Raw genomic sequence first — 15,138 nt, 5'->3', positions numbered from 1 at the left:
GGCGGCGCGGTGTAGGCGACTAACCTCTGCGCCCCCTCCCTCAACCGACAGAGAGTGCCGATGCCCGCGCCGCGAAACATGACCGGATCGCTCGTCCTTGCCGCCCTGCTCTCCCTTCTTGCCGTCACCACCGCTGCCGCACAGACGCGCGATGTCGCCGGCAGCCGCGACTATCCCGGCATCGGCCGCTTCGCCGGCAGCGTCATCACCGGCTATGTCATGAAGGATTTTGACGCAACGCGAATGCAGGCGGCCGCCTTCAAGGACGGCCAGCCGACCGATGCGCGGCGGCTGGAGGGGCGGATCTTCCGTATCGCCTATCGCACCAATCCCGGCCCCTCGATCCTGGAGGTGTCGCGCAATTTCGAGACGCAGCTCGCCAAGGCCGGCTTCGAAACCTTGCTTGCCTGCGACACCGATGCCTGCGGCGCCATTCCCTTCACTGAAAGCGTGGACACGCTGCCGGTGCCGCAGATGTGGGTGGACGGTTTCAACTACCGCTATTTTGCCGGCCGCAAGAGCGAGGGCGGGCGCGAGACCTATGCCAGCGTCATCGTCAGCCAGAACAACCAGGACATCACTGCGCAGGTCACCGTCGCCGAGCTGGGAGCGATCGCGAACAAGATGGTCGACGCCGCCGCGATGGCGAAGGGCCTGGGCGAGACCGGCCACATCGCGCTCTACGGCATCTATTTCGACACCGACAAGGCCGTGCTGAAGCCCGAGAGCCGCCCGACGCTGGAGCAGATCGCCAAGCTCTTGACGAGCCAGCCGCAGCTCAACGTCTTCATCGTCGGCCACACCGACAGCCAGGGCGCCTATGAGTACAATCTCGATTTGTCGAAGCGCCGCGCGGAAGCGGTTGCCGCCGAGCTGGTGAAGAGTTTTCGCATCGCGCAGGCACGGCTGCGCACCGCCGGTGTCGGCCTGCTGGCCCCGGTCGGCTCGAACGCCACGGATGCCGGCCGCGCACTCAACCGGCGGGTGGAGCTGGTGGCGCCGTGAGGACGGCGATCCGCAGCTTGATGCGCGTCAACATTGTGCCGCAGGCGACATGAGATGAACGGTCGCGCCCCGGAATGACCGAAGAGAGAGTTGCTGCCATGGTATCAACCCGCCCCACTCTCCTCCGCATCCCGCTCTTCCGCTTGCTCGCCATCAACCTCGTGATCGGCGCCTGCGCGGCGGCGCTCCTCGTCGGCGGCCTGCTCTGGCTCAACCCCGCCCATCTGCGCGAGCTGATCCTCGCCGACCGCGCAGGCGGCGTTGCGCTTATCCTGCTGCTCGCCTCGTTCCTCATCACCTTCGGTTCCGCCGCGATGGGAAGTGCGATCATGGCACAGGGGCGCAAGGACGAGGATAGCGGGCGCGGCGGCGGACACCCATCGCGGCTCGCCGTCCAGGAACTGGCGCAGCGCAGGCGCTCGCGTTGAGACGCGTACGCGCAGATGGAACGCGTCCGCACAGAGCAGATCACATTGTCCGCACGCAAACGGGAAGACGTGCAACCCGACGCATCTTCCTACAAGCGCGCAACTCTCGCCGCATTGCGAGAGCAGGTAAGATGAACAAAGTGATTTGGCGATCTGACTACTTCGACGTGTATCGGAACCGGAGATCAATCAACGCATATCTGCTGCGCCCGCCGCGACAGCGGCGCGATTTAACTTGCCACGGCATGGCGCAAGTTATAATCTTCTATTCTAGGTTGTCGCCTCGCCAGCCCCGGGCGACACTGAAGACCCAAAATAAACGGCGGGCTTTTCGGCCCGCCGTTTATTGAGGTTTGGGCTGCCCGGCGAACGAAGACAGTCTCGAACGTCGCCTTGCTATTGCCGGACCGGGTCGCCCTTCTTCCTTGAGTGACAAGACCTGAATTCCCTGCCGGACTTGCACGGACAGTTGTCACTGGGATCGATGTCGTAAGAGCCAAGCTTGCCGAGATCGACATACAAGTCGTGCAACAGATCAAACAGCTTGTGCCGGCTCATTCCGACGAACGGAAGCGAACGCTTGGGATCGAACAAGCTAACGACGGCACCGCTGTTCCGATAGGCCGGCAAGTGCACCCCGCGATTGCGGTAGAAGTCCTGAACCCTGGCCCAGCGCGTGCTCCTGTCGGCGGCGGCGATGCGGTCTTCCCCATAAGCCGCCGACAACATTGTCTCGTGCGTCGGCTCCATGATCAGAAAGGTGCGCCTTCGCAGTTTTGGATTACCGAGAATGAACTCGGCCTCTTTTCGCACGGCTTCCGTCGACCCGGGACTGATGAAAATCGCGGTGGCGTGAATGATCATTCCTTCCGCCGCATGCCACCAGTCCTCGTCGGCGACGGTCACCTGTCCCAAGCCCGAATGCTGTTTGCCTCCGAGCTCGATCAGCTTTCCCGCAGGCTCCAGAAAAATCTCGAGAACCGCCTTGGGTGAGCCGGACTGCGTCGTGCGGCTCGCGCGATCCACTTGCGTCAACTGCCAGTTTTCCGTCGTCGCCGTATCGCTCGCGAACGAACGGAGATAGAAGAAAAAGACTCCGATCGGCGCCTCTTCGTTTTCACCGATCCTGGTGAGTATGTCTTGCGCCAACTCGTCCTTACGTTGCCGCTCCCGTCGGGCGACGATTGATCCCCATGAGAAAGCCGAGCCGACCGCGGCGAACAGCAGCGAGATTACGACATCACCCGACAGTGCGAACGTGCAGACAAACACCAGCGCGGCGACAGCGGGGATCATGTAACCCGTGGCGTTCATCTAACCTTCAGAGTCCCCAGCTCATCGAGCCCGAGCGGGCAATTTAATCGGCCGGCCAGACTGTTGCCGGTGGAATCATTACATTCGCGCGCTTTTTCCCTGTTCTCCCGATCGAGCTCTTGCTGAGTCTTGACGGCACCACCATCGACAACGAGATCAGGACCGGGCCGCGTTGGGGCGAAATCATGAGGGCGTATCAGCGTCGAGTTGAAATGCCCCGCCGATGGATCGGGTTGGAAAGGATGCGGCGACTCGGTCGGGTGCGGTTGTTCAACCTGACGCGAAGGCTCGACGGGATGGAAGACCGGCGGCGGTCGATAGCCGCGCTGGATCAGGACGACAAACGAGGGCTCCATGTGCGCGATGGACATCGGCCCGGCTTGAACAAGGCCGGGAATCATAGAAAAGAGCAGAGTGAGTGCTCGAAATAGGATCTTCATCGAAGATCTCCAGTGCGTGATCAGCCGCTCACCCAGTCGGCAACATGGTTTCCAGTTCCGCGATGCCTTCCTTCAGTCCCGGCAATTCGTCCGCCGCGGGCAGCAGGAGACGCAGGTTCTCGACATAGGTCTTGCGCTGCCAATCGACCGTGTCGGGATGTTGAAAGCCCTCCAGAGAAATGCTGCGAAAAGCTGCGGCGTCGCCCTGGAAGAGCTTGATCATGCCGGCGTCAAAAAAGCACCATGGACGGTCGAACGGCGGATCCTGCCTGGACTGCCCTTCACGCACAACCAACGCGCGCCCGAGCGCGAGCTTGTCAGCTCCCGACAGCGCCAAATGGCCGGTAACCTGCGCGCGTAACGCCAGCGCGTTGAGCAGCGGATAGGGATGATTGCCGGAGACCTTCATTGATTGCTCGTAGGCCGCGAGCGAATCCTGAAATCGCTTCGCACGTTTGAGCACGCCGCCGAGCGCGGCAAAGGCGTCGAAGCCCTTTGGATTGAGTGCGATTGCCTTCCTGATCGACGCTTCGCCAGGCGCCGGATTGCCATCGAGCGGCTGGCTTGCCTGCTGCGCGAGCTTGTTCTCCGCAATCCCCTTCTCGCGCCAGGCTTCGCTGTAGTCGGGCGAGGTCGCAGCAGCAGCGGAAAACTGCTCAAGCGCCTCGTCCCAAATGCCGTTATCCCGGCACAACAGGCCGAGCTTCATCCGCGGCAGGGGATTGGAGGGATCGGCGGCCACGACCTGGCGATAGATGTCCATCGCGCCGGGCAGGTTGAAATTGCGGATTTCATTCTCCGCATTCTTCAGGAGGACGTCGATCTCGCTCGATTGCCGCTGTCCGTCAAGCGCAATCCGGACCGGACTGTCCAGTCTGTTGCGCTGGAGCGATTCGGTCAGCACGCGGGTGATCAACTGCCGTGACTTGTCCGCCTCATCGGCCGGCGCATATTCGTAGGGAAAGGCCTTGATCGACGAGATGTCGAACGGCGGGGCCGCATTGCCCTGGCGAAAGATCGCTGTGCCCGCCTCGCGTGCGCGATGCCGAACGCCGAGCTCGTAGGCGACGTTGAAATTCAGCCCACTGATATCGGCCAGCGCGAAACGCGAATATTCCAGATACTGGAACATGTCGAGCTTGATGTCGCCAGTGAAGAAATCCTGATCGGTGCGGCGCGGCTCGAGCTTCCCGCCTTCTGGCAGATCAACAGCGGCGAGCGCAGGAAGGAAGATACCGCTATAGATCGCGTTGAAATCGACCTGTGCGCCGGCGACGTCCTTCTTGCCGAATGGCATGATGACGAAACAGATTTTGGAATAGTCCATTGCCGTATCGGGCATATCGCGCGCTCCCAAATGCGGTGGAGCAATTGAAAGCTTTATGTTCCCCCAGGATCAACCTCCGGTCAAGTCCGACGCAGGCCGGGGGCGCTCGCAATGTCATTTGACTGCGGCCCTGTTATCGACGACAAGCCGCCATGGCCAAAAAACCCGGAACCAATCCCAAGGGCGAATTCGCCTTTTTCAACGTCTTCTATGAAGACGACACCCAGCGCTCCAACCGGCGCGTGCCCTCCGAGCTGCTCGGTGGCCTGGACGGCGACGAACCCGCGCGCAACTTCATCATGGAGCAGGACCGCGAGATCGCGGAAAAGGGCGGGCGACCGCCGCCAGAGATCAAGCGGATCGAGCGGGTCGGGGCGAAGAAGAAGTAGGCGCCGCAGGCGAGAGATGCGAAGCGACAGTACAAACAAAAACGGCGGGCCTCGGCCCGCCGTTTTCGTTTGTTGAATGCCTCGATCAGTTATCCAAAAAGCTCCGCAGCTTCCTCGACCGCGACGGATGCTTCAGCTTCCGCAGCGCCTTCGCCTCGATCTGGCGAATACGTTCGCGGGTCACCGAGAACTGCTGGCCGACTTCTTCCAGCGTGTGGTCGGTGTTCATGCCGATGCCGAAGCGCATGCGCAGCACGCGCTCTTCGCGCGGGGTGAGCGAGGCGAGCACGCGCGTGGTGGTCTCGCGCAGGTTCGACTGGATCGCGGCGTCGATCGGCAGGATCGCGTTCTTGTCCTCGATGAAATCGCCGAGGTGCGAATCCTCTTCGTCACCGACCGGGGTTTCGAGCGACAGCGGCTCCTTGGCGATCTTGAGGACTTTTCGCACTTTCTCCAGCGGCATGCCGAGCTTTTCGGCCAATTCCTCAGGAGTCGGCTCGCGGCCGATCTCGTTGAGCATCTGGCGCGAGGTGCGCACGATCTTGTTGATCGTCTCGATCATGTGCACGGGGATGCGGATGGTGCGGGCCTGGTCGGCGATCGAGCGGGTGATCGCCTGCCGGATCCACCACGTGGCGTAGGTCGAGAACTTGTAGCCGCGGCGGTACTCGAACTTGTCCACCGCCTTCATCAGGCCGATGTTGCCTTCCTGGATCAGGTCGAGAAACTGCAGGCCGCGGTTGGTGTACTTCTTGGCGATCGAGATCACGAGACGGAGGTTGGCTTCCACCATCTCCTTCTTGGCCTGGCGCGCTTCGCGCTCGCCCTTCTGCACGGAGTGCACGATCTTGCGGAACTCGACGATCTCGAGGCCGGTCAGCGCAGCCAGCTGATGCACCTCGTGGCGAAGGTCCTTGATGCGGTCCTTCTCGTGATGGACGAAGTTCTTCCAGCCTTTTGCTGAAAGTTTGGAGACGCGATTGAGCCAGCGCGGATCGAGTTCAGAACCCTGATAGTTGCGCAGGAAATCCTCGCGCGCGACGCCGTGGCTGTCGGCAAGGCGCATCAGGCGGCCCTCATGCGAGACGAGGCGCTTGTTGATGTCGTAGAGCTGCTCGACGAGGCTGTCGATACGCGCCTGGTTGAGGCGCAGCGACTTCACCTCGACGATGATCTCGTCCTTGAGCTTGCGATACTTGCGCTCCTGGTGCGGCGACAGCGAGGGCCCATGCGAGGTGCTCTCGAGCTGGTTCTGGATGTCCTGCTCCTGAAGCTTGCGCAGCTTCTTGTAGCTCTCGGCGATCTTGTCGAAGATCTCGACGACCTTCGGCTTGAGCTCGGCCTCGATCGCCGCGAGCGACATCTGGTTCTCGAACTCGTCGTCCTCGTCCATGTCGGCTTCGGCGGCGGCCTCGCCCGGATCCTTCTCGGCCTCGGCGCCATTGCCCGGGGCAGGCGTGGCACGGAACGGGGTCGGCGCCGGCGGTGCTGCAGGCGGGGCGACATGCGCGGGGGCGCCGCCGGTCACGACTGCGGCCTCGCCGCCCTCGGCCGTGGCTTCGCCGTTCTCTCCGGTGGGCCCGCCGATCATCGCGGTGTTCATGCCGCCCTTGGCTTCGGGGCCGGCATAGGTCGCTTCGAGATCGATGATGTCGCGAAGGAAGATCTTGCCTTCGTTGAGCTCGTCGCGCCAGATGATGATGGCCTGGAAGGTCAGCGGGCTTTCGCAGAGCCCTGCGATCATCGCCTCGCGGCCGGCCTCGATGCGCTTGGCGATCGCGATTTCGCCCTCGCGCGACAGCAGCTCGACGGTGCCCATCTCGCGCAGATACATGCGCACGGGATCGTCGGTGCGCTCGCCCGGCTCGCTCTTCTTGACCTCGGTGACGGCCTTCTGGGTGACCTCGACGAGCTCGTTGTCGGTCTCGTCCTCGCCGCCCTCGTCCTTGTCTTCCTCGCCTTCGCTATCGTCGGCTTCGGTGACGTTGATGCCCATGTCCGAGAGCATCGACATGATGTCCTCGATCTGTTCGGGCGAGGTCTGGTCGGACGGCAAGACTTCGTTGAGCTGATCGAAGGTCACGAAGCCGCGCTTCTTGGCCTGCTTGATCATCTTCTTCACGGCCGCGTCGGACAGATCGAGCAACGGCGAGGGCGCATCCTGGGAATCCTTCTCGGGAGCATCCGCTGCCTTGTCGTCTTTTTCCTTGTCCTTCGCCTGCAGCGTCTTTGCCTTGGTGGCCATCCATTGCTCCTAAACGCGTTTCACACAGACGGCTCGCCCCGCCTGCCTGAAATCACTTGAACCTGTTGCTCGACGCTCTCGCTTCGTCAGCTCTCGACACGGAAAGGGCGGCGCGCACATCTCTCGCCACCCCCAACTTTCTCTCGCCGGATTTGCCTAACGCTTCGTGAGCCTCTTTGTCGCAGCGGATGCAGGTGTAGTGCCAACAGTGCTCGCGCGGATTCATTCCTGACGCGTCTGTTCTGCCTGCGGCCGCCTCTGGGCCAAAGTGCTACAAGACCGTTAAGCCTCGATTAACCCTGTTTTTGCCGCCAAACCATGGATTTGGCGAGTCTTTTAGCGGTTCCGGTCCCGGCCGTCCGCATGATTCTTTCATCACACGCTCTTCTGGAACCGGCCCGACAGCTCGCCAAAACCCTCGATCAGGGCCTCGGTACCGTCGACCTCGGCCAGCCGGGCCTTGACGTCACGCAGCCACGCCAAATTGGCCTCGCTGGGGTCCTCCCCCAAGGCCAGCTCGGCGTCCTTCAACTCTCTAAGTAGTGAATGGTATTGCCGATGCAAGGCAACGAGCTGGTGCCAGGTGGCAAGAACGTCGTCCCTGGCCGCGCCTTCGAGCGCACCCCACACCGCCTGGGTCGTGATACCGTTCTCAACTCTTTGAAGAAGCTGAGAAAATCCTCCCCGTTCGATGTCGGCCCGCATCTTTTCGGCCTGCTCGGTCGGGTCCGGGCTATGGTGATGGTCGTTGGCGAAAGCCGCGATGATGGCGGCCCTGAGCTTGTGGGCCTCGGGGTGGGCCAGCTCCAGGGCGGCGACCTCCTCGAGGTGCTCATGCAGCAGCCAGGGGTGGTTGATCAGGATTTGCAGGATCAGGGCCTCCCGGCGGGAGATGGCGCTGCGCTGGCCCCGCATGATCGGGCTTGCCGCAAGCTGGGGGCTCGCCGCCTGGTAGGGACCGGAGGGCAGCATGGCGGGACCGGGCGGCCCGCGGCGGCCCTGGCCGCCAAACCCCTGGCCGCCAAACCCCTGGCCGCCGAATCGATTCGCCTGTCCCCCGGCCCTCGGCTGGAACGGACGGCCGCCCTGACCGGGACGGAAATTGCCACGGCCGGCGAAGCCGCCGCGCCCGCTCTCGGGCGCGAACGTGCGCTGAAGCCGCTCGGCGAGATCCTGGCGATAATAGCGCCGCACCACCTCGTCGCGGATGCCATTGGAGAGCTCCTTGATGCGGGCTTCCAGCGCGGCGCGACGCTCGGGCGTTGCGAAATTGCCGCCTTCAAGCTCGCGCGACCAGAGCATGTCGGCGAGCGGACGCGCCGCCGCGATCACCTCTTCCATCGCGCCGCGGCCGCCGGAGCGCACGAGATCGTCGGGGTCCTGCCCTTCCGGCAGCAGCGCAAAGCGCAGGCTCTTGCCAGGCGCGAGAAAGGGAAGCGCAAGATCGGCGGCCCGATACGCCGCCTTCTGCCCGGCGCGGTCGCCGTCGAAGCAGAGGATCGGCTCGTCCGCCATCTTCCAGAGCAGCGCGAGCTGGCTTTCGGTGAGCGCGGTGCCGAGCGGCGCGACGGCGCCTGCAAAGCCCGCCGTGACCATGGCGATGACGTCGACATAGCCTTCGACCACGATCAGCGCGCTGCCGTCATACGTGGCTTTGCGCGCGGTCTGGTGGTTGTAGAGATTGTCGCCCTTGTGGAAGAGCGGCGTCTCCGGCGAGTTCAGATATTTGGCCGGAACGTCCTTCTCCAGCGCCCGTCCGCCGAAGGCGATGACGCGGCCGCGCAAATCGGTGATCGGAAACATCACGCGATCGCGGAAGCGGTCGTAGGGCAAGGGAATGTCGTTGCCGCCGACGAGCAGGCCGGTCTCGACCATGTCGTCGACCGAGACGCCGAGCTTGCCGAGATGCTCCTTCAGCGCGAAGCGATCGGGCGAGGCGTAGCCGAGGCGGAACTGCAATTGCGTCGCCGGCGAGATCGCGCGATCGGCGAGATAGCCGCGCGCCTTGGCGCCGACCCGCGAAGCCAGCGTTTCGGCGAAATACTTGGCGGCGAGATCCATGACGTCATGCAGCGAGCGGCGGCGCTGCTCCTGCCGCGCGGCATCCGGCGTCACCGCCGGCAGCGGCAGGCCCGCCATGTTCGCCAGCCGCTCGACGGCCTCGGCGAACGGCAGGCCGTCGGTCTCCATCACGAAGTTGATGATGTCGCCGTGCTTGCCGGAGGAGAAGTCGTGGTAAAAACCCTTCTGGTCGTTGACGTAGAAGGACGGCGTCTTCTCCTGCTGGAACGGCGACAGCCCCTTCCACTCCCGCCCGGCCTTCTTCAGCTTGACGCGCTTGCCCACGACTTCGGAGACCGAAAGCCGGGCGCGCAGCTCGTCGAGGAATTGGGGCGTGAAGCGCATGGGATGTGTCTAGCGCGAACCAGGGTGAGTCGGGCGAAGGATCAGGGATATAGGTGCGACCGGCCTAAAAGTCAGGTTTGTCAGGATTATACGCGCTGTTCACAGGCCTTTCTCGTCGTCCAGGCAATCCTTTTTCGCCGTCATCCTGAGGTGCTCGCCCCTTCGGCGAGCCTCGAAGGGCGACGGCCCGGCTGCATCCGGGCCGATTCATCCTTCGAAGCTCACACTGCTTTGCAGTGTGAGCGCCTCAGGATGACGGGGCGGGCGCCCCGGAATGCCAAGCAGAGGCAGAAGTGCCTTGAACCCCGCCCGGTTCCACGCTTCCATGGGCCATGTTCAGGACGTTTCGAGGCGGCCATAGCGGGGGCTGGCGCATCACCTCGATTTCATCGGTGACGGGCGAGCCCCTGCCCTTCATGCCGGCGCTGTCGGTCACCGACAGCGAGGCCGTCTCGTTGCCGCTGGTGCCCTCCCGCAACGCCTGGCGGCTGGTCGGCACGCCCAGCAGCTTGCGCTACACCGAGCGGCCGGAGAAGCAGCAGCTCGTGGCCGTGCAGGCCGGGCTCGGCCGGCCTGAGGCGACCTCCGCCGCGCTGATCCCGATCCGCAAGTCGCAGGCCTGGTGGGAGCTGACGCAGGAAGAGCGCCGCAGGATTTTCGAGGACAAGTCGCACCACATCGCGAGCAGCCTGCGCTACCTGCCCGCCATCGCGCGCCAGCTCTATCATTGCCGCGACCTCGGCGGCCCCTTCGATTTCCTGACCTGGTTCGAATTCGCCCCCGCGCATGCCTCGCTGTTCGAGGAGCTGGTGGCGATGCTCAGGCGCACCGAGGAGTGGACCTACGTCGAGCGCGAGGTCGACGTGCGCGTGGTGAAGGAAGTGCTGTCGGCTTAATGATCCAGAAAACGGCCCGACGCGATGCGGGGTAGATCGGCGACGGGCCAGTTATAGATGTAGGTCCAGGCCTTCTCGGTGGTGCCGTCCGGCAGCGCCACGTCGATCAGCTTGCGCAGATATTCGGTCGGCTCCGGAAAGCCCTCGCCGCAGGCCTCGTACATGTCGAGCTCACGCAACAGTTCTTCCGGCACGTGAAGGCGGAACAGCTCGCCATGGACGAGGTCGGACGGCGCATCCGACAGCACTAGCCCCGGATAATGCTTGATGAGAAAGAGCCGGCCGCGGCAGGTCGCTTCACCCAGAAATTCCGCATGGCCGGCCAGCAGCCGCGCCATCGGATGGTCGAAGCCGCGCATCAGGGTGCCGTAGACGAAGAGACGATCGCAGGTCATGAGGGCTCTATAGCCGCGAATTTTGCGGAACGACAGCGCTGCATGTTCGCAGTCGTCCCGGCGAAAGCCGGGACCCATGACCCCAGGGAGTAGTTTGACGGAGACTAGTAATGAAGAAGTTGTCCTGCGGAATTAGCACCGCGCTTCACCGAAAGATCACGCGGTGGGTCCCGGCCTTCGCCGGGACGACGTTGGGGAAACATCATGCCCGACGCTGCCCATCGCGAGCGTGGAGCGATCCCTCACGCCGCCTTCACCTCATCGCTCACCACCACGAATTTCTTCAACTCCATCCGGCCAAAACTCGTCGAGAGCGCGACGTCGGCGGCGTCGCGGCCGGTCGCCATCAGGATGCGGCCGATGCGGGGGACGTTGTGGCGGGCGTCGAAGGTGAACCATTTGCCCGAGAGCCAGACCTGAAACCAGCCGGAAAAATCCATCGGCGCCGGATCCGGCGGAATGCCGATGTCGCCCATATAGCCGGTGCAGTAGCGCGCGGGGATGCCCATGCAGCGACAGAAGGCGAGCGCCAGATGCGCGAAGTCGCGGCAGACGCCGGTCTTCTGCTCGTAGACGTCATGCGCCGATTTCATGTGATGGGCGTGCTCATAGCCGAAGGTGACGTGCTTGTGCACGAACTCGTTGATGGCAGCGACGCGCTCCCAGCCGGGTTTCGTCTTGGCGAACAGCGACCAGGCGACGTCGGTGAGCTTGTCGGTCTCGCAATAGCGGCTCGGCATCAGATAGAGCATCAGCTCGTTCGGCAATTGCTCGATCGGAAGCTGCTGCGCGGTCGGCATCACCTCGTCGGGCAGGCCGGTATCGCGCACCAGTGCACGGCCCTTCAGCGTCACGCCGCCGGCGGGCGCAACGAGGCGGCCGCAGACATTGCCAAAACTGTCGTGATAGAAGCGGATCGCAACACCGGGCTCCGCGACCACCGTCTCCTTGCCGATGATGTCGGCCTGCCGGGAGGGGTGGATGTTGAGCATGATCACCATCGGTGTCGGCTGCGCTGCCGCGTAGGTGAGCTCGAAGCCGACTTTGATCTCCATCTACGAAACTTCCGCCTCCATCTCTTCCTCGCTCTGCTGGTCGTCCGAGACCACCTTGATATTCACGTCCATGGCCTCGAAGGCATCCCCGGGGCCGATATAGACGCCGTGCAGCGGAATCGCCTGGCGCGGATCGCGGGCGACCGCGACACGAATGAGATCGCGGGTGCCGACGATGCCGTTGGTCGGATCGAACTCGATCCAGCCCGCGCTCGGCAGATAGACCTGCACCCACGCATGCGTCGATCCACCGCCGACATGCCGCTGCTCGATATCCTCCGGTACGAAAATGTAGCCGGAGACAAATCGGGCGGCGATGCCGAGATGGCGCAACGCCTCGATCATGAACAGCGCATAGTCCCGACAAGTTCCACTGCCCGACTGCAAAGTATCGAGCGGATGCTGCGTGCCGGGCTCATGGCGCTTGCGGTATTTGAGCTGCTTGCGGATGCCGTGCGTGATACCGGTCAGGATCTTGAAGGTCGGCGACGGCGCATCCTCGTCGAGAAAGCCGCGCGCCCACTCCGCGATCTCGCCGTCGGGATCGGTGTATTGCGGCGTGATGTACTGGACGAGATCGGGGAATTCCTCGTCGTCGTAGACGAAGGGATAGAAATAGGCCGGATCGTCCGGCGTCAGCGCGAATTCCTCCACCGGGTTGTGCTCGACGGTGACATGCCAGTCGAAGGTCAGCGTCTCCGCACGTTCGTCGAAATTGGCGATCGCGACCGAATTGCCGAACACGTCGTGAATCCAGTGCAGCGACATCGGCTCCGGCGAGATTTCGAGCCTGGAGTCGAGCACGCGCAGATCGTGCCCGTCGCGCGGACGCAGCATGATCTTGTGTTCGCCGAACGCCACGGGGCGGTTGTAGCGATATTCGGTCTTGTGATGAATCGTGAGCAGCGGCATCGTGAAGCGATCATGGTGACTTTGGGCGGATCAATCTATAGCGATTCTGCCCAATTCTGGGGGTGACTGCTCTTTCCGTAGGCAATCTGGATGGCTTTAGACACAGCTAATGCGACCGATCAACTGCTTGGCGAGGGTGACATTCCGCCAGTGCATGAGGTGAATGCGGAGGGGACATCGCCTTTTCTGCTCACCTCGGATCATTACGGGCGGATTTTGCCACGCGCGCTCGGTGATCTCGGCGTCGCTGAGGCCGAGCTTGTCAGGCACATCGCCTGGGACATCGGCATTGCCGGCGTCGCCGAGCGGCTCGCCAAGATGCTCGATGCGCATCTGATCGCGCAGCGCTATTCGCGGCTGGTGATCGACTGCAACCGCCCGCCGGGCGCCGTGAGCTCGATCCCCGTGATCTCCGAGGCCACGACGATCCCGCGCAACGAGGGCATTTCGCAGCATGAGCGCGAGGCAAGGCGGCGCGAGATCTTCGAGCCCTATCATCATCGTATCGACGCTGCGATCGGCCGCCGCCTGCACGACAGGCGCCCGACGGTGCTGGTGTCACTGCACAGCTTCACGCCTGTCTATGCCGGCGTCGCGCGGCCCTGGCACATCGGCGCACTCTACAACCGCGACACGGTGCTGCCGCAGCTCCTGCTGAAACATCTCCACGCCGAAAGCGACCTCGTCGTCGGCGACAACGAGCCCTATGCGGTGAACGACCTCACCGACTACACCATCCCCATCCACGGCGAAGCCCGCGGCCTCGTCAACACCGGCATCGAGATCCGCCAGGATCTGATCGCGGACCAGTCCGGCCAGCAGCAATGGGCCGAGCGACTGGCAAGGATCTTCGCGGAGATCGAATTGGAGTTGCGGGCGGAGCGATTGGTATAGCGCGACGGTTCAATGCGAGGACGCATTGCCGCCGCGAAGGGGTCAAGCCGAACCGGTCTCTGGGGAGCTCATTTCGCCCGTGTCAGCGCCAGCCAGATGCCGCCGCCGATCATGAAGCCACCGGAGATGCGCGACATCAGGCGGGTGCGGCGGGCCGAGAAGAATTTTCGGGCACGCCCCGCTGCGATGGCATAGAGCGCGTCAGTCATCGCCGCGGTGACCATGAAGGTGGCTCCCAGCAGCGCGACTTGCGGAAAGTGGTCGCGGTTCATGTCCATGAACTGCGGGATGAAGGCGCCGAAGAACACCAGCACCTTCGGATTCGACAGCAGCACCAGGAAACCTTGCAGGAAGAAGCCGCCGCGCGGCGGCGGAGGCGGCTGGTCGACATTGACGCCCTCGACCGGCGCCCAGATCAGCTTGATGCCGAGCCAGACCAGATAGGCCGCGCCGGCAAAGCGCACCCAGTCGAACCAATAGCCCATGGTCGCCATCAGCGAGGTCAGGCCGACCGCGACGATGCCGATGACGATGGCGAGCCCCACTTGAGCGCCGAGGACATTGGTCAGCGCCGCCCGCGTGCCGTGACGCAGGCCGTTGGCGATGACGAGGGTCACGATCGGACCCGGCAGCAGCGCCAGCGCGATGCAGGCGGCGACGAAGGCGAGATAGGCTTGCATGGACATCATGGGAGGGACTCGGCTGGGCGGGGTTTGAGGAGATTAATGCATGGGACGGGCGGGAACGGAAGCACTTCTCCTGCTCCCCGTTCCTACGGGAAGAGGGTTGGGGTAAGGGCTCCATCAGCAAACAAGGTGAGAAACGGACTCGCGGAGACTTCCCCTCGCCCGGAAGCTGCGCTGCGCGCGCATTCCCCGCATGCGGGGAGAGGCGAAGAACGACGCCCTCACCGTCCATCCAGCGCCGCAGCCATCCATGTCTTCATCTCCTCCGTTTCCAGAAACGCCAGCGCCGCACGCTGCACGGCATTCGCCTCGCCCGTGCCTTGCGCCACCACGACCAGCAGATCGCAGCGGCGCGACAGCGCGAGGCCGGCGGCAGCGTGACGCGCGCCGTCGGGCATGTCGAGACCGTAATGCCTGATGCGGCCCTGCATGGCGGCGATGCTCACGGTCGCGCCCGCCGCGGTAGCCGAGAAGCGCGGACTGATCAGGTCGATGTCGGTGACGCGGTCGACCTCGTCGTCATCGGCAACGCCGGTGTCGCAATTGCAGAACCCGCGCTTGGCGCGGACGTAGAGCTCGGCGCCGGCGCAGCCGCCCGCAGTACAGCGGAACGCGCGGCCGGCAGGCCAGCCGTCGCGAGGAAACGGCCACGCAATCTCCCGCCAGGCCCCGGCGCGTTCCGCCTCATAGGCACGCCCGCCGGACGATGCGCTGAGAGCAACCAGGGCCATCAGCATGAGCGCCCC

The 15,138-nt window shown here is 63.7% G+C and carries 15 protein-coding genes; 5 read left to right on the top strand and 10 right to left on the bottom strand.

Annotation, left to right across the window (positions count from 1 at the left end):
* Positions 1–60: 60 nt before the first annotated feature.
* Both AC1RUR_RS18155 and AC1RUR_RS18150 read left to right on the top strand, forming a co-directional pair.
* Positions 61–1,005 carry an OmpA family protein gene (locus AC1RUR_RS18155; protein ID WP_492846368.1) on the top strand — a complete coding sequence of 315 codons (945 nt, stop codon included), beginning with the start codon at positions 61–63 and terminating at the stop codon, positions 1,003–1,005.
* A gap of 74 nt (positions 1,006–1,079) precedes the next feature.
* Positions 1,080–1,433: a hypothetical protein gene (locus AC1RUR_RS18150; protein ID WP_492846366.1), complete on the top strand. Its 354-nt coding sequence runs from the start codon at positions 1,080–1,082 to the stop codon at positions 1,431–1,433.
* A gap of 396 nt (positions 1,434–1,829) precedes the next feature.
* On the opposite strand, the gene AC1RUR_RS18145 is transcribed toward AC1RUR_RS18150, so the two are convergent.
* Genes AC1RUR_RS18145 through AC1RUR_RS18135 form a run of 3 tightly spaced genes read right to left on the bottom strand, consistent with a single transcriptional unit; the run spans position 1,830 to position 4,529 of the window.
* Positions 1,830–2,747: a hypothetical protein gene (locus tag AC1RUR_RS18145; RefSeq protein ID WP_492846364.1), complete on the bottom strand. Its 918-nt coding sequence runs from the start codon at positions 2,745–2,747 to the stop codon at positions 1,830–1,832.
* Positions 2,744–3,187: a hypothetical protein gene (locus AC1RUR_RS18140; protein ID WP_492846362.1), complete on the bottom strand. Its 444-nt coding sequence runs from the start codon at positions 3,185–3,187 to the stop codon at positions 2,744–2,746. The genes AC1RUR_RS18145 and AC1RUR_RS18140 overlap by 4 nt, the downstream gene beginning before the upstream one ends.
* A 28-nt stretch (positions 3,188–3,215) precedes the next feature.
* Positions 3,216–4,529 carry a tetratricopeptide repeat protein gene (locus AC1RUR_RS18135; protein WP_492846360.1) on the bottom strand — a complete coding sequence of 438 codons (1,314 nt, stop codon included), beginning with the start codon at positions 4,527–4,529 and terminating at the stop codon, positions 3,216–3,218.
* A 137-nt stretch (positions 4,530–4,666) separates the two neighbouring features.
* On the opposite strand from AC1RUR_RS18135, the gene AC1RUR_RS18130 reads away from it, so the two are divergent.
* The gene (locus tag AC1RUR_RS18130) at positions 4,667–4,903 is read left to right on the top strand and encodes a hypothetical protein (protein WP_492846358.1); all 237 of its coding nucleotides are present in this window, start codon (positions 4,667–4,669) and stop codon (positions 4,901–4,903) included.
* An 85-nt stretch (positions 4,904–4,988) separates the two neighbouring features.
* Here AC1RUR_RS18130 and rpoD read toward each other — a convergent pair whose 3' ends face one another.
* Positions 4,989–7,148, bottom strand: coding sequence for an RNA polymerase sigma factor RpoD (gene rpoD / locus AC1RUR_RS18125; protein ID WP_492846356.1), 2,160 nt, complete (start codon positions 7,146–7,148; stop codon positions 4,989–4,991).
* Positions 7,149–7,523: 375 nt separating this feature from the next.
* Positions 7,524–9,554, bottom strand: a complete 2,031-nt coding sequence (gene dnaG, locus AC1RUR_RS18120; RefSeq protein ID WP_492846354.1) for a DNA primase — start codon at positions 9,552–9,554, stop codon at positions 7,524–7,526.
* 332 nt (positions 9,555–9,886) lie between these two features.
* Between dnaG and AC1RUR_RS18115 the strand changes: the two genes are divergently transcribed.
* Positions 9,887–10,450, top strand: coding sequence for a chlorite dismutase family protein (locus tag AC1RUR_RS18115; protein WP_492846352.1), 564 nt, complete (start codon positions 9,887–9,889; stop codon positions 10,448–10,450).
* Here AC1RUR_RS18115 and AC1RUR_RS18110 read toward each other — a convergent pair.
* From AC1RUR_RS18110 to AC1RUR_RS18100, 3 genes are all read right to left on the bottom strand, one after another.
* Complete coding sequence (locus AC1RUR_RS18110; protein ID WP_492846350.1) at positions 10,447–10,845, bottom strand: gamma-glutamylcyclotransferase family protein; 399 nt, start codon at positions 10,843–10,845, stop codon at positions 10,447–10,449. The two genes, AC1RUR_RS18115 and AC1RUR_RS18110, sit on opposite strands and share 4 nt — an antisense overlap.
* A gap of 242 nt (positions 10,846–11,087) precedes the next feature.
* Positions 11,088–11,900 (bottom strand): transglutaminase-like domain-containing protein, encoded by an 813-nt coding sequence (locus tag AC1RUR_RS18105; protein WP_492846348.1) that lies wholly within the window; start codon positions 11,898–11,900, stop codon positions 11,088–11,090.
* A complete protein-coding gene (locus AC1RUR_RS18100) occupies positions 11,901–12,812 on the bottom strand; it encodes a transglutaminase family protein (RefSeq protein ID WP_492846346.1) in 912 nt (303 codons plus the stop codon).
* A gap of 90 nt (positions 12,813–12,902) precedes the next feature.
* Here AC1RUR_RS18100 and AC1RUR_RS18095 point away from each other — a divergent pair, with 90 nt between their 5' ends.
* Positions 12,903–13,706 (top strand): N-formylglutamate amidohydrolase, encoded by an 804-nt coding sequence (locus AC1RUR_RS18095; protein ID WP_492846344.1) that lies wholly within the window; start codon positions 12,903–12,905, stop codon positions 13,704–13,706.
* 68 nt (positions 13,707–13,774) lie between these two features.
* Here AC1RUR_RS18095 and AC1RUR_RS18090 read toward each other — a convergent pair whose 3' ends face one another.
* Positions 13,775–14,395, bottom strand: coding sequence for a LysE family translocator (locus AC1RUR_RS18090; protein ID WP_492846342.1), 621 nt, complete (start codon positions 14,393–14,395; stop codon positions 13,775–13,777).
* 218 nt (positions 14,396–14,613) lie between these two features.
* Positions 14,614–15,123, bottom strand: a complete 510-nt coding sequence (locus AC1RUR_RS18085) for a hypothetical protein (RefSeq protein ID WP_492846340.1) — start codon at positions 15,121–15,123, stop codon at positions 14,614–14,616.
* Positions 15,124–15,138: the final 15 nt, after the last annotated feature.

This window comes from Bradyrhizobium sp. GW821-FHT12B03, from assembly GCF_058807535.1.
This window is presented reverse-complemented; position numbering and strand designations above follow the sequence as displayed.

What these genes read in the sequence shown, in the direction of transcription:
- AC1RUR_RS18100 (WP_492846346.1), bottom strand. Translation starts at nt 12,812, where the DNA reads ATGCCGCTGCTCACGATTCATCACAAGACCGAATATCGCTACAACCGC.
- AC1RUR_RS18130 (WP_492846358.1), top strand. Translation starts at nt 4,667, where the DNA reads ATGGCCAAAAAACCCGGAACCAATCCCAAGGGCGAATTCGCCTTTTTC.
- AC1RUR_RS18155 (WP_492846368.1), top strand. Translation starts at nt 61, where the DNA reads ATGCCCGCGCCGCGAAACATGACCGGATCGCTCGTCCTTGCCGCCCTG.
- AC1RUR_RS18150 (WP_492846366.1), top strand. Translation starts at nt 1,080, where the DNA reads ATGACCGAAGAGAGAGTTGCTGCCATGGTATCAACCCGCCCCACTCTC.
- AC1RUR_RS18110 (WP_492846350.1), bottom strand. Translation starts at nt 10,845, where the DNA reads ATGACCTGCGATCGTCTCTTCGTCTACGGCACCCTGATGCGCGGCTTC.
- AC1RUR_RS18095 (WP_492846344.1), top strand. Translation starts at nt 12,903, where the DNA reads ATGGCTTTAGACACAGCTAATGCGACCGATCAACTGCTTGGCGAGGGT.
- AC1RUR_RS18140 (WP_492846362.1), bottom strand. Translation starts at nt 3,187, where the DNA reads ATGAAGATCCTATTTCGAGCACTCACTCTGCTCTTTTCTATGATTCCC.
- AC1RUR_RS18145 (WP_492846364.1), bottom strand. Translation starts at nt 2,747, where the DNA reads ATGAACGCCACGGGTTACATGATCCCCGCTGTCGCCGCGCTGGTGTTT.
- AC1RUR_RS18090 (WP_492846342.1), bottom strand. Translation starts at nt 14,395, where the DNA reads ATGATGTCCATGCAAGCCTATCTCGCCTTCGTCGCCGCCTGCATCGCG.
- AC1RUR_RS18115 (WP_492846352.1), top strand. Translation starts at nt 9,887, where the DNA reads ATGTTCAGGACGTTTCGAGGCGGCCATAGCGGGGGCTGGCGCATCACC.
- AC1RUR_RS18135 (WP_492846360.1), bottom strand. Translation starts at nt 4,529, where the DNA reads ATGCCCGATACGGCAATGGACTATTCCAAAATCTGTTTCGTCATCATG.
- rpoD (WP_492846356.1), bottom strand. Translation starts at nt 7,148, where the DNA reads ATGGCCACCAAGGCAAAGACGCTGCAGGCGAAGGACAAGGAAAAAGAC.
- AC1RUR_RS18085 (WP_492846340.1), bottom strand. Translation starts at nt 15,123, where the DNA reads ATGGCCCTGGTTGCTCTCAGCGCATCGTCCGGCGGGCGTGCCTATGAG.
- dnaG (WP_492846354.1), bottom strand. Translation starts at nt 9,554, where the DNA reads ATGCGCTTCACGCCCCAATTCCTCGACGAGCTGCGCGCCCGGCTTTCG.
- AC1RUR_RS18105 (WP_492846348.1), bottom strand. Translation starts at nt 11,900, where the DNA reads ATGGAGATCAAAGTCGGCTTCGAGCTCACCTACGCGGCAGCGCAGCCG.